Source organism: Collinsella aerofaciens (assembly GCF_040926265.1).
GTDB lineage: Bacteria > Actinomycetota > Coriobacteriia > Coriobacteriales > Coriobacteriaceae > Collinsella > Collinsella aerofaciens_BB.
On record NZ_JBCOIL010000021.1, the window covers coordinates 26,581 to 48,288 of the forward strand.

23 protein-coding genes are annotated in these 21,708 nt (G+C 60.3%); 14 read left to right on the plus strand and 9 right to left on the minus strand.

All coding sequences use genetic code 11. The features are described 5' to 3' along the window. Window positions 1-18: 18 nt before the first annotated feature. From thiM to AB5767_RS07200, 3 genes are read left to right on the plus strand one after another with little or no spacing between them, the layout of a single operon-like run. On the plus strand, window positions 19-858 hold the full coding sequence (gene thiM, locus AB5767_RS07190; protein WP_368131848.1) for a hydroxyethylthiazole kinase: 840 nt from the start codon (window positions 19-21) through the stop codon (window positions 856-858). Between the two features lie 3 nt (window positions 859-861). Next, window positions 862-1,203 (plus strand): thiamine-binding protein, encoded by a 342-nt coding sequence (locus AB5767_RS07195; protein WP_225093307.1) that lies wholly within the window; start codon window positions 862-864, stop codon window positions 1,201-1,203. Next, window positions 1,200-1,895 carry a thiamine phosphate synthase gene (locus tag AB5767_RS07200; RefSeq protein WP_368131847.1) on the plus strand — a complete coding sequence of 232 codons (696 nt, stop codon included), beginning with the start codon at window positions 1,200-1,202 and terminating at the stop codon, window positions 1,893-1,895. The genes AB5767_RS07195 and AB5767_RS07200 overlap by 4 nt, the downstream gene beginning before the upstream one ends. A gap of 112 nt (window positions 1,896-2,007) precedes the next feature. On the opposite strand, the gene AB5767_RS07205 is transcribed toward AB5767_RS07200, so the two are convergent. Then, window positions 2,008-2,877, minus strand: a complete 870-nt coding sequence (locus AB5767_RS07205; RefSeq protein WP_368131846.1) for a patatin-like phospholipase family protein — start codon at window positions 2,875-2,877, stop codon at window positions 2,008-2,010. A gap of 167 nt (window positions 2,878-3,044) precedes the next feature. Between AB5767_RS07205 and AB5767_RS07210 the strand changes: the two genes are divergently transcribed. The 7 genes from AB5767_RS07210 to AB5767_RS07240 all read left to right on the plus strand — a co-directional run bounded on the left by AB5767_RS07210 (window position 3,045) and on the right by AB5767_RS07240 (window position 9,176). Next, window positions 3,045-3,302 carry an EAL domain-containing protein gene (locus tag AB5767_RS07210; RefSeq protein ID WP_368131845.1) on the plus strand — a complete coding sequence of 86 codons (258 nt, stop codon included), beginning with the start codon at window positions 3,045-3,047 and terminating at the stop codon, window positions 3,300-3,302. Between the two features lie 127 nt (window positions 3,303-3,429). Further along, window positions 3,430-4,959 carry a diguanylate cyclase domain-containing protein gene (locus tag AB5767_RS07215; RefSeq protein WP_368131844.1) on the plus strand — a complete coding sequence of 510 codons (1,530 nt, stop codon included), beginning with the start codon at window positions 3,430-3,432 and terminating at the stop codon, window positions 4,957-4,959. Between the two features lie 74 nt (window positions 4,960-5,033). Further along, a complete protein-coding gene (locus tag AB5767_RS07220) occupies window positions 5,034-5,657 on the plus strand; it encodes a flavodoxin family protein (protein ID WP_195544244.1) in 624 nt (207 codons plus the stop codon). Window positions 5,658-5,674: 17 nt separating this feature from the next. Continuing rightward, window positions 5,675-6,016, plus strand: coding sequence for an arsenate reductase family protein (locus AB5767_RS07225; RefSeq protein WP_055252194.1), 342 nt, complete (start codon window positions 5,675-5,677; stop codon window positions 6,014-6,016). Between the two features lie 86 nt (window positions 6,017-6,102). Then, entirely contained in the window at window positions 6,103-7,233 is a 1,131-nt protein-coding gene (locus AB5767_RS07230; protein WP_368131843.1) for a GTP-binding protein, read from the plus strand. A gap of 98 nt (window positions 7,234-7,331) precedes the next feature. Further along, window positions 7,332-7,931, plus strand: coding sequence for a tRNA (cytidine(34)-2'-O)-methyltransferase (locus tag AB5767_RS07235; RefSeq protein WP_368131842.1), 600 nt, complete (start codon window positions 7,332-7,334; stop codon window positions 7,929-7,931). 144 nt (window positions 7,932-8,075) lie between these two features. After that, window positions 8,076-9,176 carry a DUF8462 domain-containing protein gene (locus tag AB5767_RS07240; protein WP_368131841.1) on the plus strand — a complete coding sequence of 367 codons (1,101 nt, stop codon included), beginning with the start codon at window positions 8,076-8,078 and terminating at the stop codon, window positions 9,174-9,176. A gap of 41 nt (window positions 9,177-9,217) precedes the next feature. On the opposite strand, the gene AB5767_RS07245 is transcribed toward AB5767_RS07240, so the two are convergent. From AB5767_RS07245 to AB5767_RS07265, 5 genes are all read right to left on the minus strand, one after another. Continuing rightward, the gene (locus AB5767_RS07245) at window positions 9,218-10,474 is read right to left on the minus strand and encodes an excinuclease ABC subunit UvrA (RefSeq protein WP_368137017.1); all 1,257 of its coding nucleotides are present in this window, start codon (window positions 10,472-10,474) and stop codon (window positions 9,218-9,220) included. Continuing rightward, on the minus strand, window positions 10,425-11,702 hold the full coding sequence (locus AB5767_RS07250; protein WP_368131839.1) for an excinuclease ABC subunit UvrA: 1,278 nt from the start codon (window positions 11,700-11,702) through the stop codon (window positions 10,425-10,427). Before AB5767_RS07250 ends, AB5767_RS07245 begins: the two co-directional genes overlap by 50 nt. Window positions 11,703-11,712: 10 nt before the next feature. Beyond that, window positions 11,713-12,831 (minus strand): DUF8462 domain-containing protein, encoded by a 1,119-nt coding sequence (locus AB5767_RS07255; RefSeq protein WP_368131838.1) that lies wholly within the window; start codon window positions 12,829-12,831, stop codon window positions 11,713-11,715. A 93-nt stretch (window positions 12,832-12,924) separates the two neighbouring features. Then, window positions 12,925-14,928 (minus strand): GTP-binding protein, encoded by a 2,004-nt coding sequence (locus tag AB5767_RS07260; protein WP_368131837.1) that lies wholly within the window; start codon window positions 14,926-14,928, stop codon window positions 12,925-12,927. A 254-nt stretch (window positions 14,929-15,182) separates the two neighbouring features. Next, a complete protein-coding gene (locus tag AB5767_RS07265; protein WP_368131836.1) occupies window positions 15,183-15,671 on the minus strand; it encodes a GNAT family N-acetyltransferase in 489 nt (162 codons plus the stop codon). Window positions 15,672-15,748: 77 nt separating this feature from the next. Between AB5767_RS07265 and AB5767_RS07270 the strand changes: the two genes are divergently transcribed. After that, complete coding sequence (locus AB5767_RS07270) at window positions 15,749-16,045, plus strand: hypothetical protein (RefSeq protein ID WP_368131835.1); 297 nt, start codon at window positions 15,749-15,751, stop codon at window positions 16,043-16,045. Window positions 16,046-16,093: 48 nt separating this feature from the next. Here the strand turns inward: AB5767_RS07270 and AB5767_RS07275 are convergent, their stop codons facing one another. Continuing rightward, a complete protein-coding gene (locus AB5767_RS07275; protein ID WP_368131834.1) occupies window positions 16,094-16,798 on the minus strand; it encodes a class I SAM-dependent methyltransferase in 705 nt (234 codons plus the stop codon). A 440-nt stretch (window positions 16,799-17,238) separates the two neighbouring features. Here AB5767_RS07275 and AB5767_RS07280 point away from each other — a divergent pair, with 440 nt between their 5' ends. Then, complete coding sequence (locus tag AB5767_RS07280; RefSeq protein WP_055310004.1) at window positions 17,239-17,643, plus strand: hypothetical protein; 405 nt, start codon at window positions 17,239-17,241, stop codon at window positions 17,641-17,643. Between the two features lie 139 nt (window positions 17,644-17,782). Here the strand turns inward: AB5767_RS07280 and AB5767_RS07285 are convergent, their stop codons facing one another. Further along, complete coding sequence (locus tag AB5767_RS07285; RefSeq protein WP_368131833.1) at window positions 17,783-18,598, minus strand: putative RNA methyltransferase; 816 nt, start codon at window positions 18,596-18,598, stop codon at window positions 17,783-17,785. A 216-nt stretch (window positions 18,599-18,814) separates the two neighbouring features. Between AB5767_RS07285 and AB5767_RS07290 the strand changes: the two genes are divergently transcribed. Next, window positions 18,815-20,197: an MATE family efflux transporter gene (locus tag AB5767_RS07290; RefSeq protein ID WP_217107643.1), complete on the plus strand. Its 1,383-nt coding sequence runs from the start codon at window positions 18,815-18,817 to the stop codon at window positions 20,195-20,197. A gap of 27 nt (window positions 20,198-20,224) precedes the next feature. On the opposite strand, the gene AB5767_RS07295 is transcribed toward AB5767_RS07290, so the two are convergent. After that, window positions 20,225-21,091, minus strand: coding sequence for a LysR family transcriptional regulator (locus tag AB5767_RS07295; RefSeq protein ID WP_070097540.1), 867 nt, complete (start codon window positions 21,089-21,091; stop codon window positions 20,225-20,227). A gap of 158 nt (window positions 21,092-21,249) precedes the next feature. Here AB5767_RS07295 and AB5767_RS07300 point away from each other — a divergent pair, with 158 nt between their 5' ends. Then, the gene (locus tag AB5767_RS07300; protein ID WP_368131832.1) at window positions 21,250-21,636 is read left to right on the plus strand and encodes an EamA family transporter; all 387 of its coding nucleotides are present in this window, start codon (window positions 21,250-21,252) and stop codon (window positions 21,634-21,636) included. The last annotated feature ends 72 nt before the right edge of the window (window positions 21,637-21,708 follow it).

Here is a 21,708-nt window from a genome sequence, read left to right on the forward strand (position 1 = left end):
GCCAAGGAGGCATGTGCAGTGATTGATTCGGAACAGCTTAAGCAAAATGTGGTCAAGGCCGTGGAGGAGATTCGCGCCACCAATCCGATGGCAGGCTCCATCACCAACACGGTGACGATCGACTTTGTCGCCAACGCGCAGCTCGCCGTGGGCGGATCGGCCGCCATGGTCTATCTGCCCGACGAGGGCGAGGCGCTCGTTGCCGGCGGCGGCGCCATCTATCTCAACATGGGCACGCTCTTCCCCATCTACGAGCAGACGATTCCCCGCGCGGCGAAGGCGGCACACGACGCCGACAAGCCCTGGGTGCTCGATCCGGTGGGCCTGGGCATCGGTAGCCTGCGCACCCAGTTGGTAAGCGAGCTCAAGCAGTATAAGCCCGCCATCGTGCGCGGCAACGCCTCCGAGATTATCGCGCTCGCCGGCCTATGGGGTCTTGAGGGCGAGGCGGCCGATCTGAGCCGCGTACGCGGTGTCGATACCACCGACACGGTAGACGCCGCCCGCAATGCCGCGGTGGCGCTCGCCCGCTACACCGGTGGCGCCGTAGTCGTCTCGGGCGAAGTCGACCTGATCACCGACGGCACGACCGTGGCCAAGTCCCACGGCGGCAGCCCGCTCATGTCCAAGATCACCGGCTGCGGCTGCTCGCAGGGCGGCGTGCTGGCCGTGTATGCCTGCGCCGCCGATCCGTTTACGGCAGCCGTCTGCGGTACCGCCGTCTACAACGTCGCTGGCACGCGTGCTGCCGCCGTCGCCGATGCCCCGGCGAGCTTTAAGGTCGCCTTTATCGACGAGCTCTACCGCGCGAGCGCCCAGGACATCGCCGATAACCCACTCGAGCTCGAGGAGGCATAAGCCATGTCCGAGCCCGCAACCAATGCCGGCATGAACACGCTCGTCGCTGTGGCCATCGCCCCATGCGGCACCGGCGATGAGCTATCCGCCGAGGTCGCCGAGGTCGTGCGCGTCATTCGCGAGAGCGGCCTTCCCAACCGCACCACCTCGATGTTCACCGAAATCGAGGGCGACTGGGACGAGGTCATGCAGGTCGTGCGCGACGCAACCTTTGTGTTGGCGAGCAAGGGCATCCGCACCGAAGTCGTGCTCAAAGCCGATATTCGACCCGGATTTACCGACACCATGACCGGCAAACTCGAGCGCATGGAAGCACAGATCAAAAAGCAGGAGGAAGCACGATGAGCATCCGCGACAACCTTGATATCTCGGCCTATCTGGTACTCGGCCCCGAAAACACGCTCGGGCGCCCCGTGGGCGATGTGGTGGCCCAGGCACTCGATGCCGGCTTTACCTGCATCCAGGTGCGCTCCAAGGTGGCAAGCGCCCGCGAGATCATTGCGCTGACCGGCGACGCCGCGCAGGCAATCGCTCAGGCCGGCAAGACCGGTCAGGTCGCCTTGCTGATCGACGACCGTCTGGACTGTGTGCTTGCCGCACGCGAGCAGGGTATTGCTGTCGACGGCGTGCACGTGGGCCAAAGCGATATTCCCGTCCAGGTCTGCCGCAAACTTTTGGGTCCCGACGCCATCGTGGGCCTTTCGGCCCGTTGCGAGGAGATGCTCGAGTACGTCAAGACCGCCGACATGAGCCTAGTCGACTACCTGGGCATCGGCCCACTCCACGAGACCGAGACCAAGCGCGACTGCGGACGCGCGGCCGACGGCTCTATCATCACCAAGAGCTTTGAGGACCTGGCCGCACTCCACGCGGCAAGCCCCGTGCCCATCGTGGTGGGCGGCGGCGTCAAGACGGCCGACCTGCCGCAGCTCAAGACCACCGGCGTCGACGGCTTCTTTGTGGTGAGTGCCGTCTGCAGCGCCGATGACCCCTACGCCGCGGCCAAGGAGCTCGTAGACACCTGGCAGCAGGCATAGGCATAGGCCGAGCAGTTGCTCCGCGACCCCATAACTTCAGCAATGGAAAACGCATCCCAGTTTGGATCTCCATTCCGGGATGCGCTTTCCGCCGAGATGGCGGCAGCAGCCTCTACCCTGCCAGATATGCCTCCAGTGCCGGCAAGGTCGCCTCCGCATCGCGGCGACCAATCTGGTAGATGCGCTCAAGTTCATCGGGCTCGCGACACAGCGACGGCACCTTCACCGATTCGCTCGGCCGCACCACAAAGATTTCGCCGGCGGCCTCGCGACGTGCCAGGTCATCGAGCGTGGCATTGTAGACCTCATGCCGATGCTCGAGCGCTGCGACAAACTCCGGATAGTGACGGAACGCGCGCCGCAGCATGGGCATCACGCTGTTGGGCTGCTTCACAAAGCCCGCCGGCTGCGTGAGTACCACGATATTGCGGTCATACCCCTGCGCAAACAGCCATGCGCTGGGAATAGAATCAGCCACGCCACCATCCAGATACTTATGCCCGTCAATAGCAACGGGACGCGTCGCCACGGGAATTGCCGACGACGCCCGGATCCACTCGATATCGCGCTCGTCGCCATACGGCAGATCGTGATAGACGGCCTTGCCCGTCTCGATATCGGTACACACGCACGTAAACCGCATGGGGCAGGCGCGATATGTCTCCAAGTCGATGGGGTCGCGCTCGATGGGCACCTCGTGATAGGCAAAGTCGGCATTGAACATATCGCCGGTTCGCAGCCAGCTGGTCACGCTTGCGTAGCGCTTGTCGGCACAATAGGCCTTGTTGTAGCGAATGGCGCGGCCGATCTGGCGCGATTTAAAGTTATAGCCAAACGCCGCGCCCGCCGAGACACCCACCATATGGTCGCAAGTTAAGCCGTGCTCCATCCAAACGTCGAGCACGCCCGCCGTATACATACCGCGGTAGCCGCCTCCCTCGAGTGCCAGCCCCACCGTGCGCGTCGTATTTGACTGTGCCATACGACCATCTCCGTCCCCACAAATTCAAACGGAACAAGTATACCCGTCAACATATATCGTCTCAGTCGCATTTTCATCGAACATCGCATCGTCGCGCTACCGCCTGTCGAATAATAGCCGCCCACAGCATGTGCACCCATATCCCCGCACTCGAGGAAAGCGGCTTTATGGTGACGCTCGACAAGCACATTTGGCAGATTGTGCCCACCGACCGCGATCAAGGCCGCAGCACGCAAATCATTTCATCGATGCTCGAAATGGCGCAGTCGCTCCATCTGCCCGTCGTGGTTGAAGGCGTCGAGACAAATGAGCAGGCGAACATGCTACGACAAATGGGCGCCCGCTACGCTCAGGGCTTCCTCTACTACCGCCCCATGCCGGCGAAGAATTTTGAGGCATTGCTCGATGGCGGCAATAACAACTGATACGCTCGCGCGCAAAACGCCACCGTCGAAGGGGATATTTGTCTCCATTAGCTAACTTATATCCCCAATTCAAACCGAATTGGGGATATGATACAAACCGTTGTTCCGCCCAAGGAGGTTATCCATCATGAACGAGTCGTATCGCCTGGGCGAGCAACCGATTATTGCCTATCTTCAGCGACTTGCGAACGGCGTCTCGACCGCCGAACTCGATGTTGCCGCGCTGCCTGCTGAGCTACGCGCCGTTGGTGAGCAACTGCAAAAGACGCATGCCATCCTGCAACAAGAGCGCCAGCTGCTTGAGCGCAACGCCCATATCGATCCGCTCACCAACTTGGGCAACCGCAACGGATTCGACCGTCACGTCGAGCAACTCTGGCGCAAAGGCGATCCCTTCACCTGCGCCTATATTGACATCGACCATCTCAAGCATTGCAATGATAGGTTTGGCCACGCCGAAGGCAATCGCTATATTCTGGGCATCTGCCGCACGCTCTCCGAAACCATGGAGCACGATGAGATGCTGTTCCGTATCGGTGGAGACGAGTTTGTGCTTATCTCGCTCTCCGCAAACGAGACCGAACTCGAGCAGCGCTTGGAGCAGGTACGTGCCGGGCTGATCGAGGCGAGCTCAGGTGGCAAGGCGCCCATGATCGGCAGCTTTAGCTTTGGCTGCTCGCGCGTCGATCCACTTGCTGGCGACACGCGTCGCCAGATGACGATGGATGCCGATCGCAAAATGTATCGCTATAAGCTTATGCATCGTGTGCAGCAACCGAAAGACGATGACGCGCCGCAACGCCCAATCGTCGATCAGCTTCCCTGCAACGACCGGGTGTTCCAAGCGATCTCCATGAGCTCCGAGACGCGCTATCCGTTTATCCTCAATCTCGATACGGGAGAATCGCAATGGTCGGTTAACGCCGTGCGCGATTTTGACCTGCCCTCCCAGCACCCTTTTAACTCACTCGACATGTGGCTCGCCCGCGTTCATCCCGAGGACCGCGACAACGTACGTGCCGAGCTCGACATGGTGATAAACGGCACGTGGCACTTCCACTACATGCAGTATCGCGTAATGGATGCCACCGGAAAATACGTGCTTTGCGACTGCACGGGCTACCGCTTGGACGGCACCGATACCGAGCCCGGCATGTATGTGGGCATTATCATCAACCGAAGCTTGGCAGATACGACCGATTCCGTGACCGGCTTGGGCGATATTCACGCCCTGGTCAACGCCATTGGCGAAATGCGTCGCGTGGCGCGCAAGGCTGGTTTGATCGCCATCAAAATCGACGATATCGCTCAGGTCAATGCCCGCTTTGGCTTTGATGCGGGCGACCGCGTTTTGGCAGAATGTGCCGCCTGTCTGGTGGAATGCTCGCGCGGTAAGGGTCGTATGTTCCGCTCGACGGGGCCGATGTTCGTGGCTCTTTTCGACGACTTTGATCCCGAAGAAACCGATGCGATTGCAGAGGAAATCGAGCGGTTCCTGGGTTCGCCCGTGCTCTTTGGCCCATTTGAATATCAGCCACCCATTCGCGTGGCCACGCTCCATCTGGACGGCGTCGACCGTCAGCCCGTTTCCATTTTGAACGAGCTCAAAGCGTTGCTCGGGAAAGCCGTGCAGGTGCCAGGCACCAAACTGGATTAGCACCGCGCCCACACCGCCTCCCCCATCGTGCGATAATCCTCTGCAGAAGTCACCGACAGCAGAGGGAGTTTGTGATGAAGGTTCTTTTGGTCAATGGCAGCCCCAAGGCAAACGGCAACACCGCCCGCGCACTCGCCGAGGTCGCCGAGCAACTCAATGCCGAAGGCATTGATACCGAGGTGTTTCAGCTGGGCACCAAGCCCATTCGCGACTGCATTGGCTGTGGTCAGTGCGGCAAGCTCGATTGCCGCTGCACCTTTGACGATGACGTGGTGAACGAGCTGATCGCTGCCGCCGAGCAGGCAGATGGTTTTGTCTTTGGCTCGCCCGTCTACTATGCGCACCCCAGCGGACGCATCCTTTCGGCCCTCGATCGCGCCTTCTATGCCGGCAGCAAAGCCTTTGCACACAAGCCGGGCGCTGCCGTCGCCGTTGCCCGTCGCGGCGGCACGTCGACCACCTTCGACGTGCTCAATAAGTACTTCACCATCAACCAGATGCCCGTGGTTGCTTCCACGTACTGGAACAACGTGTTTGGCGCCATGCCGGGCGAGGCCGCCCAAGACGCCGAGGGCCTGGCCACCATGCGCAACATCGGCAAGAACATGGCCTGGCTCCTGCATTGTATCGAGGCAGGACAGGCCGCCGGCATCGAAGCCCCCGAAGCCGATCGCGAGCGCACCAACTTCATCAGGTAGAACGGCGGAACAAATACATGAACGTGCAAATTTTTGGCACCAAAAAGTCTTTCGATACCAAGAAGGCTCAGCGTTATTTTAAGGAGCGCCGCATTAAGGTGCAGTTTATCGACCTTAAGGAAAAGGAGATGAGCAAGGGCGAGCTCACGAGCGTGATGCAGGCGGTCGGCGGCATCGACAAGCTGCTCAACCCCAAGGCTAAGGACGAGGAGACGCTCGCGCTCATCCAGCACCTCACCCCTAGCCAGCGCTTCGACAAGCTGCTCGAGAACCAGCAGGTCTTGGCCGAGCCCATCGTGCGCAACGGCAAAAAGGCCACCGTCGGTTATTGCCCCGATGTATGGGGAGCCTGGGAGTAGCCTGTGTTATTTGCCGGCGCGTGGGTATAAGAGCAGGCGTTTGGCATATGATTCAACTGTAAGCCATGTCTAACAAAGGAGGGCACATGCCCAACAAACCCGTGAAGATCATCATGCTTACCGGATACCTCGGTGCCGGCAAGACCACGCTGCTCAACCACATCCTCGCTAACGACGGCGGCATCCGCGCCGCCGTGATCGTCAACGATATCGGCGAGATCAACGTCGACGCCAGCCTTATCGCCGACGGCGGCCTTTCCGAGACCGACGACCTCATCCCGCTCACCAACGGCTGCATCTGCTGCACGCTTTCGGACGACCTTGCTAACCAGCTGCAGGGCATCGCCGATTCGGGCAACTTCGACTACATCATCATCGAGGCTTCGGGCATTTGCGAGCCTATCCCCATCGCCTACACCATCTCGAGCTTCTGCGACGAGGCCAAGGTGGGCGGCGAGCCCAAGCTCGCGCTCGACAACATCGTGGCCGTGGTCGACTGCGCCCGCATGTACGACGAGTTCAACGGCGGCCGCGACCTGCTGGCTGAGGATATCGACGAGGACGACATCGAGAGCCTGCTCATCCAGCAAATCGAGTTTTGCTCCACGCTGATCCTCAACAAGACCGATACCGTGAGCCCTGAGCAGATCGCCGAGCTCAAGGCCATCGTGCGCAGCCTGCAGAAAGACGCCGTGATCGTCGAGGCCCAAAACGGCGAGGTCCCCATGGAGGAGCTGCTCGATACTGACCGCTTCGACTTTATGCGCGCCTACAACTCCGCCGCCTGGATCGAGGCCATGGAGCATCCCGAGGAGCACGACGACCCCGAGGTGCTCGAGTACGACATCGAGACCTTTGTGTACTCGCGCCGCAAGCCGTTTGACCTGCAGAAGTTCACCAATTTTGTTGAGCAGGAGTGGCCCGACGAGGTCATCCGCGTCAAGGGTCCGCTGTGGCAGACCGGCGATCCGGACATGTGCTACATGTTTGAGCAGGCCGGCCACCAGATGCGCCTGATGGAGAACGGCCTGTTCGTTGACTCGGCGCCCGAGGGCGAGAAGCAGAAGATCATCGACGAGAACCCCGAAATCATGCAGATTTGGGACGACGAGACGGGCGACCGCATGACGATCCTGTGCATCATCGGCCGTCACATGGACAAGGACGCGCTCATCGCCGCCCTCGACGCCTGCCTGACCGACTGGCACCGCGCCTAGGTGTATTGAAGCGGATTTTCCGCCTGCGTAACCGCCAAACCACCACGAAGGTGCCTGTTCCCTTCGTGGTGGTTTTTCGTTTTGAGCCAAGGAGATTCATGTTCAACATCGTGCTGTATGCGCCCGAGATTCCGGCCAATACGGGCAATATCGGCCGTACCTGCGTTGTCACCGGCGCCCGCCTGCATCTGGTGGAGCCGTTGGGCTTTTCGCTCGACGACAAGACGGTACGCCGCGCCGGCCTGGGCTACTGGCAAAACTTGGACGTGACGACCTATGCTGGCTGGGAGGATTTTCTTGCGCGCAACGGCCTCTCCCCTGCCGATGGTCGCCTGCATCTGCTGACCAAAAAGGCACGCCGCACCTATGCGCAGAGTACCTACCGCGATGGCGACTACTTGGTCTTTGGCAGCGAGAGCTCGGGCATTCCCGAGTCACTGCTCGCCGCGGCGCCCGCGCGCTGCGAGCGCATCCCGATGCTGCGCGATTGCGACTCGCTCGATAACGCCGAGACTTGGGAAGCTCACGAGGAATCGCTGGGGCATACCGAGGACGGCCACGAGGCCATCCTTCAACAAGACATCTGCGGCAACTTCGTCAACCCGGACGACTACCGCATCAGCGCACTCAACCTCTCCAACAGCGCCGCCATCGTCCTCTACGAAGCCCTGCGCCAAACAGGCTTTCCGGGAATGTGACAAAGGAACTGTTCCTTTGTCACATTCCAGTGCCGCGCCGATGGCGTACGCGCCTAATTGATGCTCTAGATAAAGAGCCCTCACTTTTAATCAGAATTAACTAAAGTAAAATGAAGTTAAACGGCGGTGTGAAAGGAGAGCCTTGTGAAATATCTCGAGAACCCGTTTACCCCCAGTTTTGGTGAGGTTCCTGCCCATCTCGCTGGCAGACAGCAGATTATTCGGGATTTGGACCGTGCCTTCTTGAGCCAGCGCAGGCGCCCAGAATTGACATCGATCTTCTCGGGCGCACGTGGAACCGGTAAAACCGCTCTCATGTCGTCGCTTGCGACAAGGGCAGAATCCCACGGCTGGATTGCCGTAAAGACAACCGCGCTCCCGGGAATGCTTGAGGAAATCGAGTTCGGGGCGAAACGTGCTGCCGGCCATCTTATCGGCCCGTCTAACAACTTCGAAGTCACCGGTCTCGGAATTGCACCGATCGGCAGCATCGAGGTCAATCGCGTTCACGATGCCTCAACCTGGCGTTATCGCATGAGCGACATCATCGACCAGCTCAACGAGGCGGGCACCGGTCTGCTCGTCACGGTTGACGAGGTAGACCCGACACTCGACGAGATGATTCAGCTCGCAGCGACGTATCAGCACTTTGTGACCGATGGGAAACGCGTCGCGCTGCTCATGGCGGGACTTCCCAACAACGTATCGACGCTACTGAACCACAAGACGGTCTCGTTCCTTCGCCGCGCCCAACAATATCATCTGGGTCGCATTGCCGACTATGACGTGCGCGAGGCCTTGATTCGCACAATTCAGGAAAACGATCGCCTGGCAGATGCTGAGGGAATCGATAGAGCCGTTCGCTCGATCTCTGGTTTTCCCTTCCTATTGCAACTCGTAGGCTATCGTGCCTGGGATCTCACAAGCGATTCGAGGGAAATCTCGTCACGCGACTTTGACCTGGGAATCAAAATCGCGCGCGACGAGATGGACGACCGAATCCTCGCGGCAACCTATCGAGAACTCACTGCAGAGGACAAGCGATTCCTCATCGCCATGCTCGATGACGAGGAAGAGTCCACCACCGCTGACCTTGTCGAACGCCTTAAGCGTTCGCCGCAGCAGGTCTCCCGCTACCGACGCCGCATGATAGATGCCGGCATCATTGGAGAACGCGGGCGCGGAATCGTCGCTTTTGAATTGCCATTCTTCCGCGACTATCTCGCCGCTCAATGCGTGAAATAGAAGTCAATGTGACAAAGGAACTGTCCCTTTGTCACATTCGGTTATAGGTAGCGGCCAGTGATGCTTGCAGAGCAGGCTGCGATGTCGTCTGGCGTGCCGGCGCAGACGATTTGCCCGCCTGCATCGCCACCGCCCGGGCCCATGTCGATCACGTAATCGGCGTTACGGATAAGGTCGAGGTCGTGTTCGATCACGATAACCGTGGCGCCCTTGGCAACAAGGCCGTCGAACACACTCAGCAACACCTGGACATCGAGCGGATGTAGTCCGATCGTGGGCTCGTCAAACACAAACACGGCATCATCCTGCACGCGACCCATCTCGCTCGCAAGCTTAAGACGCTGAGCCTCGCCGCCCGAAAGCGCCGGCGTGGGCTCACCGAGCGTGAGATAGCCCAAGCCAAGGTCGTGCAAGGTATGCAAGCGCGTCTGAACTTTCTTGAGCCCCACCGTGGCGTCGATGGCCTCGTCCACACTCATGTCCATGAGCTGCGGCAACGTAAGCAGACTCCCGTCCTTGCCCTCGCGATGGATATGCGAAGCCGCGTCTGCATAACGTGAGCCGTGACATGCCGGGCAGACGATTTCGACATCGGGCAAAAACTGCACGTCGAGCGATATCGAGCCCGTGCCATCACACGTAGGGCAGCGCAAGGCGCCGGTATTGTAGCTAAAGGCGCCCGCCTTGTAGCCGGCTGCCTTGGCCTCGGGCGTACGGGCGAAGGCGCGGCGCAGCTCATCATGGATGTCGGCATAGGTTGCCACCGTCGAGCGCACGTTGGCACCGATGGGCGTGGCGTCAATCAGGTTGGCACGCGCAATGCCCTCGGCATCGATCCAGCGCACGTGGCGTGGCAAGCGCTCGCCAGCTGCCTGCGCCTTAAGCGCCGGGATGAGCGTCTCGAGCACCAACGTCGTCTTGCCCGAACCCGAAACACCCGTAACCGCGACCAAGCGACCGCGCGGAATATCGACTTCGAGCGGCTTGACGGTATGGATGGTATCGGTCGCCATGCGGATATGGCCCTGGTCGAACATTTCGTCGTCAGTCACCTGCGGACGCAAGCGCTTGGGCTCGGCGCGCAAAAACGGCGCGATACGGCTGTCCTGCGATTGCTCGACCTCGTCTACCGTACCAGCGGCGATTACGTTGCCGCCGCCTGCTCCGGCAACGGGGCCCATCTCGACCAGATAATCAGCCTCCGCCAGCACACGTGTATCGTGGTCGACAACAACCACGGTATTGCCGTCATCCACCAGGTCCCACCAAGCCGTCGACATTGGCAGGATGCAAGCCAATTGAGGGCTCGTCCAGCACATAGAGCACGCCTGTCGATCGGTTGCGCACCACGCGGGCGAGTAGCACGCGCTGGCGCTCACCCGTGGAGAGCGTGGCACCGGCGCGATCGAGCGAAAGGTAATCGAGACCCAGGTCGACCAGACGACGAGCCGTGCTCAAAAACGAATCGCAGATATCCGTCGCCATGGGCCGCATCTCGGCCGGCAAGGATGCGGGCACCCCGCGCACCCACTCGATCGCATCACCAAGCGTCATGGCCGCAGCCTGAGCCAGATTGATACCGCGCACCTGGGGCTGGCGCGCAGCCTCGGAGAGACGCGTGCCGGCGCAGTCACGGCATGGTCCCTCGCGCAAAAAGCGCGCAACGCGTTTGAGGCCCTTGTCGTCCTTAACCTTGGCGAGCGCATTCTCAACGGTATAGACGGCGTTGTAATAGGTAAAGTCGAGTGGCGTGGCGCCCTCACCGTTTTTGGGGACGTAGAGAATGTGCTTCTTAACCGCCGGGCCGTGGAACACGATATCGCGCTCTTGAGGTGTGAGTTGGCTAAACGGCACGTCGGTGCGTACGCCCATCTCACCTGCCACCTGCTTCATCAGATCCCACATGAGCGTGCCCCAGGGAAGGACTGCGCCCTCGTTGATGGTCTTTGACTCATCTGGCACCAGGCTCGCCTCGTCCACCTCGCGCATGACACCGGTGCCGCCACAGGTGGGGCATGCGCCGCCGCTATTGAAAGCCAAATCCTCGGCACTCGGCGCGTAGAACTCGCGGCCGCATGTCGGACACGTGAGCGACAGGCCCGCAGCTACGTTAAGGCTCGGCTCCACACGCGCCCCGCAATGCGGGCACACGTGATGGGCGCAACGGCTAAAGAGCAGACGCAGGCTGTTGTTGAGCTCGGTCATGGTACCAAAGGTCGAGCGCACGCCCGGCACGCTGGGGCGCTGATGCAATGCGAGCGCCGCCGGCACGTGCAGCACCTCGTCCACCTGGGCGTGTTCGGCCTGCGTCAGACGACGGCGGGTATAGGTGCTGAGCGCCTCAAGATAGCGACGCGAGCCCTCGGCATAAAGAACCCCCAGCGCCAGCGAACTCTTGCCCGAGCCCGACACGCCGGCAATGCCCACAAGCCTTCCCAGTGGAATATCGATATCGATGTCTTTGAGGTTGTGCACGCGCGCGCCACGCACCTCGATAGCCTGCGGGCTCATCTTCTGTTCCGTCACCTTTATCACCCTACTCATGCCATAAAACTCGATCGCGGATGTACTCGCCCAGCATGGGCACGGTAAACCGGACGAGACCGTATCCGGCAGCCCCGATGACGCGCTCGCGAATCAGGCTTGCGCGATATTTACTCGCCCAGCTCTGGGTGCGATCGCAGCGCTCAATGATATCCGCCATGCGCGTCGGTTTGCCCTCGTCAACCGCCATGGCCTCGATAAAGAGGCGCTGTGGACTGCGCAGCCCGTAATACAGGGGCGCGTCGACCGCTTCGTAGAACTCGGAGACGGCATCCGTATGGCCAGCCTCGACATCGCACCTTTCGATGACCTGCGAGCCACGCCGGACGGCAGAGCGCCACATGTAATATCCCGCCAGCTGAACCATATAGGGATGCCCCATGCTCTTCCGCGCCGCAAGGTCCGCCGTCCCCGCGTCCACGTAAAGACCAGCGTCCTTGACCGTCTGGATATACGAATCGCGCACCTTGGGCAAGGATATCGCCCCCAGCGTACGCTGCTGGGCACGCCGTAAAAACGTTACGCTCGGCTCTTCGAGCAGATCGTCAACCATACTGGGTAAGCCGGCGAACACCAGCGCAAGGCCGCGCTGCTCGCTATCGGGCAAGCCCGTAGCATCCTGATCTCCGAGCACCTGCTGATAGAGAACGGCAAGAGCCGCCAGTTCCTCGATAGACGCCGATTGTGCCTCGTCAATCGCAAACAGTATGCCCTTGCCTGGACCGAGCTTCTTGAGGCGCTCGTTGACCAGCCCTCGCAACGTTTCGCCCTTTGCCCGCGCCGCCTCGACCGACATCCGGCCAAACGACGGACCGAACTCCATTGACGTCACAACGGGCTTATTCGAGCGAAGCGCGTCGGCCAAGCGGTCGCATAAGCCAAGCGAAGCGGAATCGGAGACAACCGCCCATCCGCGCTCATTGGCTAGACGTTGCAGCTCCCGTAGGAGAACCGTCTTGCCACAGCCGCGGTTTCCCGTAATGAGCATGAGCCTACCCGGTGCTCCGGCGCCGTTATCGAGTCCTTCCTCGAAATCTTCGATGACCGACTCGCGGCCGATGAGTATCGGAGGCCGCTTGCCAGCCGTGGGCTTAAAGGGATTTGGATTCATGTCGGCCTCCTCGGATTGGCAAACCCTGGTAATAGTTATACCAACTTATACCGAGTTATACCAATAGCATATGACAAAGGAGCTGTCCCTTTGTCACATGTGGCCGAAAAACTCGGCGCCTGCTGCTCGCCAGGAGCGGAAGGTGGCGGGATCGACCTTTACGTGCGCTGCGGCGGGGACGTCGTACCACTTGACGGTGTAGCCGGCGCCGTGAGAGCAAAAGACCGAGTCGGGCGTGTTGGGCAGATCGGCCTCGGGCTCATAGGCGGCCGCCTCGATGACGCGCTCGGCATCATGGCAAGCCGCATAGCCGGCGAACTCTAGATACAGATGCCCACGACCACTCGTGTAGGCAGCCACCTCCAGCGCGTAATCCTGCACCTCAGATGCCGGCACGCGACCCACAAGCTTTGCCCGGTCCCCCGTCATCGTCGGCGGCTCGTACTCGGCACCCATGCGCGTGGCATCCGAGAGCGCCCGACCCACGCACTCCCCCGGCACCTCGAGCTCAAAGCGATACCACGGCTCCAACAGCACCGCCGCGCCGGCCTCGCGCGCCTGCATCAAACCCTGGCGAATCGCGCGGTACGTGGCCTGGCGAAAGTCGCCGCCCTCGGTGTGTTTGGCATGTGCACGGCCGCCCGTGAGCGTAATGCGCACATCGGTGATGGGCGAGCCGGTCAGCACGCCCAGGTGGTCGCGCTCCATGGCATTGGTGAGTGCCAAACGCTGCCAGTTAAGATCGAGCTCATCGGTCGAGGTCACGGTACCAAATTGCACGCCCGAACCCGCTGGCAGCGGCTCCAGGCGCAGATGCACCTCGGCATAGTGGCGCAGCGGCTCAAAGTGGCCCACGCCCTCGACCGGCTGCGAAATAGTCTCCTTATAGAGAATGCCGCCGGGCTCAAACTCGACCGTAAAGCCAAAACGATCGGCAAGCACGCGCTGTACGACCTCGAGCTGCACCGCTCCCATGAGCTGCAGATGTATTTGTTCAAGATGCGTGTTCCAGCTTACGCCGAGCATGGGGTCCTCGTCGGCAAGCTCAGCCAGCGCTTGGAACACCGTATGGACATCGTGCTCGTTCGGCAGCACCGTATAGGTGAGGACCGGAGCGATGACAGGCGCATCGCCCACGGGCTCCGCGCCCAAGGCATCCCCTGGGCGAACGTGCGCAAGGCCCGTCACGGCACAAATACCGCCAGCAGCAACTTCTTGGGCAAGCTCATACTTCTCGCCGTTATAGATGCGCACCTGGTCGATCTTTTGCTCCCATGCCTCAGCACCGGAACGTCCGCCAATCATCTGCTTGGCATGCAGCGTGCCGCCGGTCACTTTAACCCATGCCAAGCGCTCACCGCGATTCCCGCGGCTGACACGATAGACGCGCGCGGCAAACTCCGGGTGCCATGCCTGTTCGCGCATCAGCACGCATATGCCATCCAGCAGTTCGTCCACGCCTTGGTCCTTGAGCGCCGATCCGGCAAAGCGAGGAAAGAGCTTGCGCTCGGCAACCATGCGCGACAGCGTCGCGGCGGAAAGCTCACCCGCCTCAAGAAACTCCTCGAGAGCCGCTTCGTCCAACGCAGCAGCGTCCTCCTGAACGGAGCCGCCCGCCAGCAGTTCGTTGGCATCCAGGCAGCCTTCGGAAAGACGCTGCCCAAGCTGTGCCAGCAAAATATCGCGGCCGGGATTCTCCAAATCGATTTTGTTGATATAGATGAACGTCGGGATCTCATAGCGCGCGAGCAGGCGCCACAGGGTTTCGGTGTGCCCCTGTACGCCATCGTTGGCGCCCACAACTAAAATCGCGTAGTCGAGTGCGCGCAATGTACGCTCCGCCTCGGCAGAAAAATCGACATGCCCTGGTGCATCCACGAGCATGACGTGGGTATCGCCATGGTCGAGCACAGCCTGCGACGAGAAAATCGTAATGCCGCGCTCGCGCTCAATCTCGTTCGTATCCAGATGCGAATCGCCATCGTCCACGCGGCCGCGCTTGCGAATGCGACCCGCGTTGAATAGCATGGCCTCGGCCAACGTGGTCTTGCCGGCATCGACATGCGCCAAGATTCCAACGACTGCCTGCTTCGACATGGCTCTCCTCTTATTGCAAGCCCATCGCACGCGGCAACGGGCGTCCTCGTTCCACACTGGATGATACAATTTACGGGCCGGCGGGCGAAGCGGGCCCTATCCCCCGACCGAGCTCATCGCCCCGCGTTGCCGTGCGGCGATTTTCGTAGGTTCGCGCCTTGCGAAAGCCGGCTTGCAAAACAGCACAGCGAACGAAAATGGCCCCACCCGAGGCCATTTTCGTTCGCGCGCATTGCTGACACGAACCCTCGCTCTTATGCCTCGCGCAGCCAGTCGAACGCAACACGCGGCGTACCGTCCGACACATACACGACGCCGGCGCGCTCAAACCCGGCCTTGAGGCTCGCACCCTGCATGGGCAGGTTGTCCTGATGCGTGTCGATACGCAGGTGATCGGCACGCTCTTTGGCAAAGGCAAACATCGCGGCCGCGATACCGTGTACGGCGCCATCGGATGCCACACGGTGCAGCACGGCGTACGGAGTGTCGCTGCGCCATTGACCATCCTCAATTACGTCATAGCACTCGTCCGGGCCCGGTAAAAAGGCAAACGTCGCCACCACGCGGCCGTCGACTTCGCACACATAGCTACCACCGGCGGCGATATCGGCAGCCAGTTGCTCGGCAGAAGGCGTGCCCTCGGGCCATTGCGTGGCGTTGCCATGCGCGCGCATAAAGGCGCGGGCAGCGTCGTAGATAGCCATGACGGCGGGAATGTCGGTATCGAGGGTTTTTCTGATCATCACGCGGCGGCCTCACGTTTATTGGTATCACTTTGATTGAGCAATGATACCAGCGTTTGAAGAGGGGCGCGAAGCAGATGGGAAGCAAAAAGCGAGCCGCCTGGTCAAAGGCCAAAAGCGAGTTTTTGGGCGCTGCCACCGGCGGCGATATGAGCGACCTGTTTGCGCGCGAGGACGAGCGTCGCGACGCCTTGGACGCCGAGCGCGATGAGACTTGGCGCTACAAGTCGTGCGAGCGCAAAAACCGTTACGACACGCGCGCCGAGGCCGAGGCAGTTATGGCCGACTGCGAAAACCGCGGGCGGCGTGGTTTGGCCTGCTACAAATGCGAATACTGCGGTGGATGGCACCTGACGTCGCACCCATGGAAATAGACGCCGCATCGGCACGGCGCTAGCGAAGCGCCGGTAATCGCACGCAAGTTACGGGCGCGACGGCACTAAAACATCGTAACGAACTGCCTTGCCCGCAAGTTGATAGCTCGGCTTAACGCCGGCAAGCAGCGGCCCCTTCACCGGTCGCTTGATAACCACCTTGCGCGGATGCACCGCAAGCGCAGCTTCGACCAGCGTCTCCTCATCGGCGCACGGCTGTTCCAGATGATGTAGGAGCTGGAACTTCTTTTTGACCGCCGCACTTTTAGTACGCTCGGGAAACATGGGGTCCAGATACACCACGTCGGGAGCCGCGAGCTCACCCTGCCCGATCAGCTCAGCTGTATGGCGAAGGCCGGTAATACTGTCCTCGCCCGCATGTAAGCGCATGCGCGCCACGGCTGTCGCAAGCGCCGGATCATCTGCCGCGCGATCCAAAGCATCCTTGAGGAGTGCCGCGATCACGCAATCCTGCTCATACAGATCGACGGTAAAGCCCGCGGCCGCCAACAGCAGCGAATCCTCGCCAAAGCCTGCCGTGGCATCAATCGCCCATGGGCACTCGACGCCTTTTGCGCGCGCAGCCTTTACCAGCAGCTCTTGCTGCAAACGGCCCTGCTTGAGCCGCGGATGCATGCGGGTGAAATCGGCGCGCAGCTCCATCGTGCCGTCGGTGAGCGTGAGTCCCTCGGACTTCCCGGCCAGCTCAAGCCCCGCGGCCCGAGCAACAGAAAAGGGATCGACTACGCCCATGGGTACTCCTTAGCAAGCAAAACGAATACGTGAGCGCCGTTTGTGTCGGCACCCCACCGTCCGCTATTGTCCCACATGCGACATGGCCCACAGCATCCCAATGCAAAGCACCGCCATCAATCCCGTGCACACGGCAGCGATCACGGAATCACTCATGCGCCTTCCCAACGACCGCGGCTCACACACTTGCCCTGCTCCGTACATCATGGCTTCTCCTTCGGTCCAGCTCTTACCATGGCCCCATCATCGCAGCGCCGCGCATACGCTGCCATCGATTTGACTTACGCCCAGCTTTCTTTTTTGAAAGGTTGGGGTTGGGCTGCGCGGGCTCAAAGCGCTTTCAGGCACATGCATCGCCGCGTTGAACTACAATGTGCTTCACCATATGTGCAGCACATGGGGTGCGCCAGGTTGGCGTACTCGTATCGAAAGGACCAGCCATGAGCAACGCCTGCAAATTACTCAAAATCCTATCGTTCTTCTTCTTTGTCGTCGGCATTCTAAGCGCAGGCATGGGTGCTACAGCGCTCTTTGCGGGCAGCGCGGCAGGCGATATCACGGGTGCCATGATCGTTTCTTGCATCGTCGTCATCGTATTGGGCGTCGTCGAAATTGTGACCGCCGTCTTTGGCATCCGCGCGGCAAATAATCCCGCCAAGGCTGGCGTTGTCTGGATTTGGTCCATCGTCTGCCTAGCATGTTCGGTCATCAGTCTGCTTCTCTCCCTGCCCCTCTTGGGTGGGACCGGCTCAAGCATCCCCGATTTTACCGGCCTGATCGTCAGCATTATCTACTTTGTACTCGCCAACCGCGTCAAGAAAGAGGGCATGGACCGTTTGAGCTAAACCGCATCCGTGTCAATCGCTCAGCGACTCTGGTATATACGCCAATAAAAAGGGCCGATCGCGTAGCAACGCGGTCGGCCCTTTACGTTTGCCTAGATAAAACCCACCAAAATAAACCTGTCCCTTTTTTGGCTGGTTGTTAGCTGTGGCGGTACTCGGCGATGATGAAGTCGATATCGGTTTGGAGCGTGTCCAGGTTTGCCAGGCGCTCTTTGTCGGCAGGGCGCGTGCGATAGTAGTACGGCGTCATCTGGAACACCGCCTCGATATCGGCCTGGGTCTGAAGCGTAATATTCGCGGACACCCGCTGCGTTCCAACCTGCTTGAGCTCCGTTGTTTGTGGCAGCTTCTCATCGTTAAGGTACGGCGTGTCGTAGAGTACCTCCTTGAGCCCAAAGAGGTGACGAGCACCCGGCACCACGGTGTAGAGCGAACCCTCCGGCGCCAGCACGCGGGCAAACTCGCGCTCGTTAAAGGGGGCAAAGAGCTCGGTCACCATATCGAAGGCGCCATCGGCCACGGGGATGTCCTTCATGTTGGCCACGAAGTAGGTCGCATCGCCGCGCTTGGCGGCCAGGCGCACCATCTCCTTGCCCAGGTCAAAACCGTAAGCATCTACGCCCGGCACCGCGCCCATGGCACTGGTGTAATAGCCCTCGCCACAGCAAATATCGAGCAGCGTCATGGGGCCGTTCGCAGACGTGGCGCGCCCAGACACCTGCTTGCGCACCAGCTCGACCATCGCATCGCGCAACGGCGCGTAGTATCCACGGTTCAAAAAGTCACGACGGCTGCGCGCCTGCGACTTGGGATCGCCCATGGAGTCGCCGCTCTTGGACGAGCGCAGTAGATATAGATAACCCTCGCGCGCACGGTCAAACCGGTGTCCGCCCGCGCATGCGGCCCCACGCCCATCGTCCACCAACGGTTCATGGCAAACGGGACACAACAACATGGCAACTCCTTAGCGCGAACAACACAACGCCCACCATTGTCGCACGCCTTCCCCACCTAGTCATTGGGGACGTTCTTGAATGACTAGTTAGAAGAGATAAGGAGTGTCCCCAGCTGCCGGCAGAAAAGGAACGTCCCTACGTGCCGACTGGTTGCATTAGGAGTATCATCATCTGCGCAAATAAGCACGAAAGAGCATATTAGAGATTGAGAGCATATGGCTGACACCGTATCTAAGCACATTGACATGACCACCGGCTCGCTGTGGCGCAATATCCCCCTGTTCGCCTTCCCCGTGGCCGCCACGAGCATCTTGGAGCAGCTGTCGAACCTCATCGCCACGGTCATCATCGGTAACTTCTCGGGCGACCAGGGAACCCTCGCCATGGCAGCGGTCGGCTCCAATGTTCCGCTTACCAGTCTTATGCTCAACCTGTTTATTGGCATGTCGCTTGGCTCCAACGTGGTCATCGCCAACGCCATCGGCCGCAACGATCAGAACATGGTCAAACGCGCCGTCCATACCTCGATTTTAATGGCGCTCGTGGGCTTTGTCGTCATCGCCCTGGGCGAGGTCTTTGCCGAGCCCATGCTCGCCGCGCTCAACGTTCCCGCCGAGACCATGCCGCTCGCTTCACTCTACCTACGTGTCTTTTTGCTCAGCATGCCCTCGATTTTGCTCTACAACTTTGAGGCCGCGATTTTCCGCTCCGTCGGCATCACCCGCATGCCGCTGCAGGCGCTTGCCGTGTCCACCGTCCTCAACATTGGCCTGGACCTCATCTTTGTCCCCGTACTCCACTGGGGCGTCGCGGGCGTCGCCATCGCCACCGCCATCGCCTACACCGTCAGCGCCGCTACGCTCTTTATTCGCCTGCTCAAGACCGACTCCGTCGTCCGCGTCACCCCGCGCGACCTGGCTATCGACCCCGTCGCCCTCAAGCGCATCGTTAAGATCGGCCTGCCCGCCGGCATCCAAAGCGCTGTCTTTGCCGTCGCCAACATCATCATCCAGTCCGCCATCAACAGCCTGGGCACCGAGGTCATGGCGGCATCGAGCGCCGCCATGAGCCTGGAGTACGTGTGCTACAACCTGCTCAACAGCTTTAGTCAGGCTTGCACCACCTTTGTGGGACAAAACCACGGTGCCCGCCAGATCGACCGTTGCACCAAGACGCTCAAGGTCTGCCTAGTCGAAGGCGGTATCGTCGCGCTCACCACGATTATCGTTATTGTTGGCCTGGGGCGCGAGATCTTGTCGCTGTTCAACAGCGATCCCAACATCGTCTCGATCGGCTATATCCGCGTATGTTCGATCTTCCCGGCGTACGCCTTTAGCATGTTCTACGAAAACATGTCGGGCTACCTGCGCGGCTTTGGTATCTCGCTCACGCCCGCCCTCATCACCATGATCTGCGTCTGCGGCATCCGCTTCTACTGGGTGTTCTGCGTGTTCCCGCACTTCCGCACCTTTGCGAACATCATGATGGTCTACCCCATCAGCCTGGGCACCACGGCGTTCTTTATGGTCGTAGCGGTATTGCTCTGCCACCCGGCACGCACCTATCGCGCCACCCAAGCCAAAGCGACAGCCCGCTAAACACCGCACTCAACGCCACGCCAGTCATTAATTGACAATATGTGAGCTCATGTAGTCGATAAAGCGCCTCGTGGCGATAGGCATGGTGTCCCAACTGCGCCAGGCTGCCACTACGTCGCGCGAGGGGGCGTGCACGATGGGCCGCACGCGAATATCGGCTCGCATGCCCTCAACGGTACGGCGATATAGCATGCTCACGCCTAGGCCCTCCTCCACCATCGCCATGATGGTGTAGTCGTCGGTCACCTCACTCGTCACATGCGGCGACAGGCCATGCGCAGCAAATGCATCGAGCACCAGGCTCTGTTCGCCCTCATCCAGCAGCACAAACGGCTCGGACGCCAGGTCGGCGAGTGTCACCTTTTCCTTTGCCGTCAGTGGATGCGCGGCCGGCAGCAATGCCACCAACTCGTCGTGATAGACCACGCGCTTCTCGAGCCCCGCGGTAAACCCGCGTGCCGTAAAGCAAAAATCGACCACGCCATCGTGCACCCACTGGGCGTTGCGCGTGTAATCGCCCTGCTTGAGGGTAAAGTGCACGCCCGGGTGCAGGGCTCCAAAGTCGCGAATCACGCGCGGCAACACGGTACGGCTCACGTTGGTAAACGTCGCAATGCGAATATCGGTCGACGAAAGCCCCAGCAGCTCCTGGCGCTTGCCCTCAAGCTCAGCCTCGGCAGTTACGATCTGTCGCAGATACGGCAGATACTGCTTGCCATCGCGCGTAAGCGTAACGCCCTGCTTTCCGCGCTCGATAAGCGTGGTACCCAGCTCGCGCTCGAGCGCTTTGACGGCCTGGCTCACCGCACTTTGCGTATAGCCCAGCTCGTCCGCCGCGCCCTTAAGACTGCCGCGGTCGACCACCATACAAACAATCTGATACCGCGATGTCATCGTGCCTCCACATCAATGCAGCCGTAAAACGTTTTGTCAGCGCTTTTCGCGCCTACTTTAGCATTTCTTAATCATACTGAAGATACATTCGCTTTACTACATCCACATCTGGGAGCAGAATCCTTTGTACGAAACCGTTCTGTAACAAAAGGAGTCCCATGGATCGCAAAAAAGCAATCGCGCTCTCATTTTCCGTTCCCGTCGCATGGGGCTTTTCGTACCCTCTCATGAAGATCGGCATGGACAGCATGAACGCCACGAGCATCGTTGCGCTGCGCTGTATCATCGCCTTTGTGGCCTGTCTGTTACTCTTCCACAAGCGCGCGTTCCGCATCAACCGCGACCTTATGGTCCGCGCCGCCATCATCGGCGCCATTATGGCAACCGAACTCACCTGCATGTGCCTGGGCTCCAGCCTCACCTCTGCCTCCACTGCCGGCTTTTTGCAGAGCCTGACGGTCGTGATCGTGCCGTTTGCCAACGCCGCCCTGCTGCGCCGCGCCCCCGAGCGCAAAGTGCTCGTCGGCACCGCCATCGTCACCTGACGCTCCTATTTGGCAAGGTGTTTTTTAGAATCCATTTTGCGCTCGGCCTCGAAGGCCTGCCTGTCCCAATCG

Bases quoted from the DNA above. Each gene is read 5' to 3' on its own strand.
- AB5767_RS07195 (WP_225093307.1), top strand. From the start codon at position 862: ATGTCCGAGCCCGCAACCAATGCCGGCATGAACACGCTCGTCGCTGTG.
- AB5767_RS07200 (WP_368131847.1), top strand. From the start codon at position 1,200: ATGAGCATCCGCGACAACCTTGATATCTCGGCCTATCTGGTACTCGGC.
- AB5767_RS07205 (WP_368131846.1), bottom strand. From the start codon at position 2,877: ATGGCACAGTCAAATACGACGCGCACGGTGGGGCTGGCACTCGAGGGA.
- AB5767_RS07210 (WP_368131845.1), top strand. From the start codon at position 3,045: ATGGTGACGCTCGACAAGCACATTTGGCAGATTGTGCCCACCGACCGC.
- AB5767_RS07215 (WP_368131844.1), top strand. From the start codon at position 3,430: ATGAACGAGTCGTATCGCCTGGGCGAGCAACCGATTATTGCCTATCTT.
- AB5767_RS07220 (WP_195544244.1), top strand. From the start codon at position 5,034: ATGAAGGTTCTTTTGGTCAATGGCAGCCCCAAGGCAAACGGCAACACC.
- AB5767_RS07225 (WP_055252194.1), top strand. From the start codon at position 5,675: ATGAACGTGCAAATTTTTGGCACCAAAAAGTCTTTCGATACCAAGAAG.
- AB5767_RS07230 (WP_368131843.1), top strand. From the start codon at position 6,103: ATGCCCAACAAACCCGTGAAGATCATCATGCTTACCGGATACCTCGGT.
- AB5767_RS07235 (WP_368131842.1), top strand. From the start codon at position 7,332: ATGTTCAACATCGTGCTGTATGCGCCCGAGATTCCGGCCAATACGGGC.
- AB5767_RS07255 (WP_368131838.1), bottom strand. From the start codon at position 12,831: ATGAATCCAAATCCCTTTAAGCCCACGGCTGGCAAGCGGCCTCCGATA.
- AB5767_RS07260 (WP_368131837.1), bottom strand. From the start codon at position 14,928: ATGTCGAAGCAGGCAGTCGTTGGAATCTTGGCGCATGTCGATGCCGGC.
- AB5767_RS07265 (WP_368131836.1), bottom strand. From the start codon at position 15,671: ATGATCAGAAAAACCCTCGATACCGACATTCCCGCCGTCATGGCTATC.
- AB5767_RS07270 (WP_368131835.1), top strand. From the start codon at position 15,749: ATGGGAAGCAAAAAGCGAGCCGCCTGGTCAAAGGCCAAAAGCGAGTTT.
- AB5767_RS07275 (WP_368131834.1), bottom strand. From the start codon at position 16,798: ATGGGCGTAGTCGATCCCTTTTCTGTTGCTCGGGCCGCGGGGCTTGAG.
- AB5767_RS07280 (WP_055310004.1), top strand. From the start codon at position 17,239: ATGAGCAACGCCTGCAAATTACTCAAAATCCTATCGTTCTTCTTCTTT.
- AB5767_RS07285 (WP_368131833.1), bottom strand. From the start codon at position 18,598: ATGTTGTTGTGTCCCGTTTGCCATGAACCGTTGGTGGACGATGGGCGT.
- AB5767_RS07290 (WP_217107643.1), top strand. From the start codon at position 18,815: ATGGCTGACACCGTATCTAAGCACATTGACATGACCACCGGCTCGCTG.
- AB5767_RS07295 (WP_070097540.1), bottom strand. From the start codon at position 21,091: ATGACATCGCGGTATCAGATTGTTTGTATGGTGGTCGACCGCGGCAGT.
- AB5767_RS07300 (WP_368131832.1), top strand. From the start codon at position 21,250: ATGGATCGCAAAAAAGCAATCGCGCTCTCATTTTCCGTTCCCGTCGCA.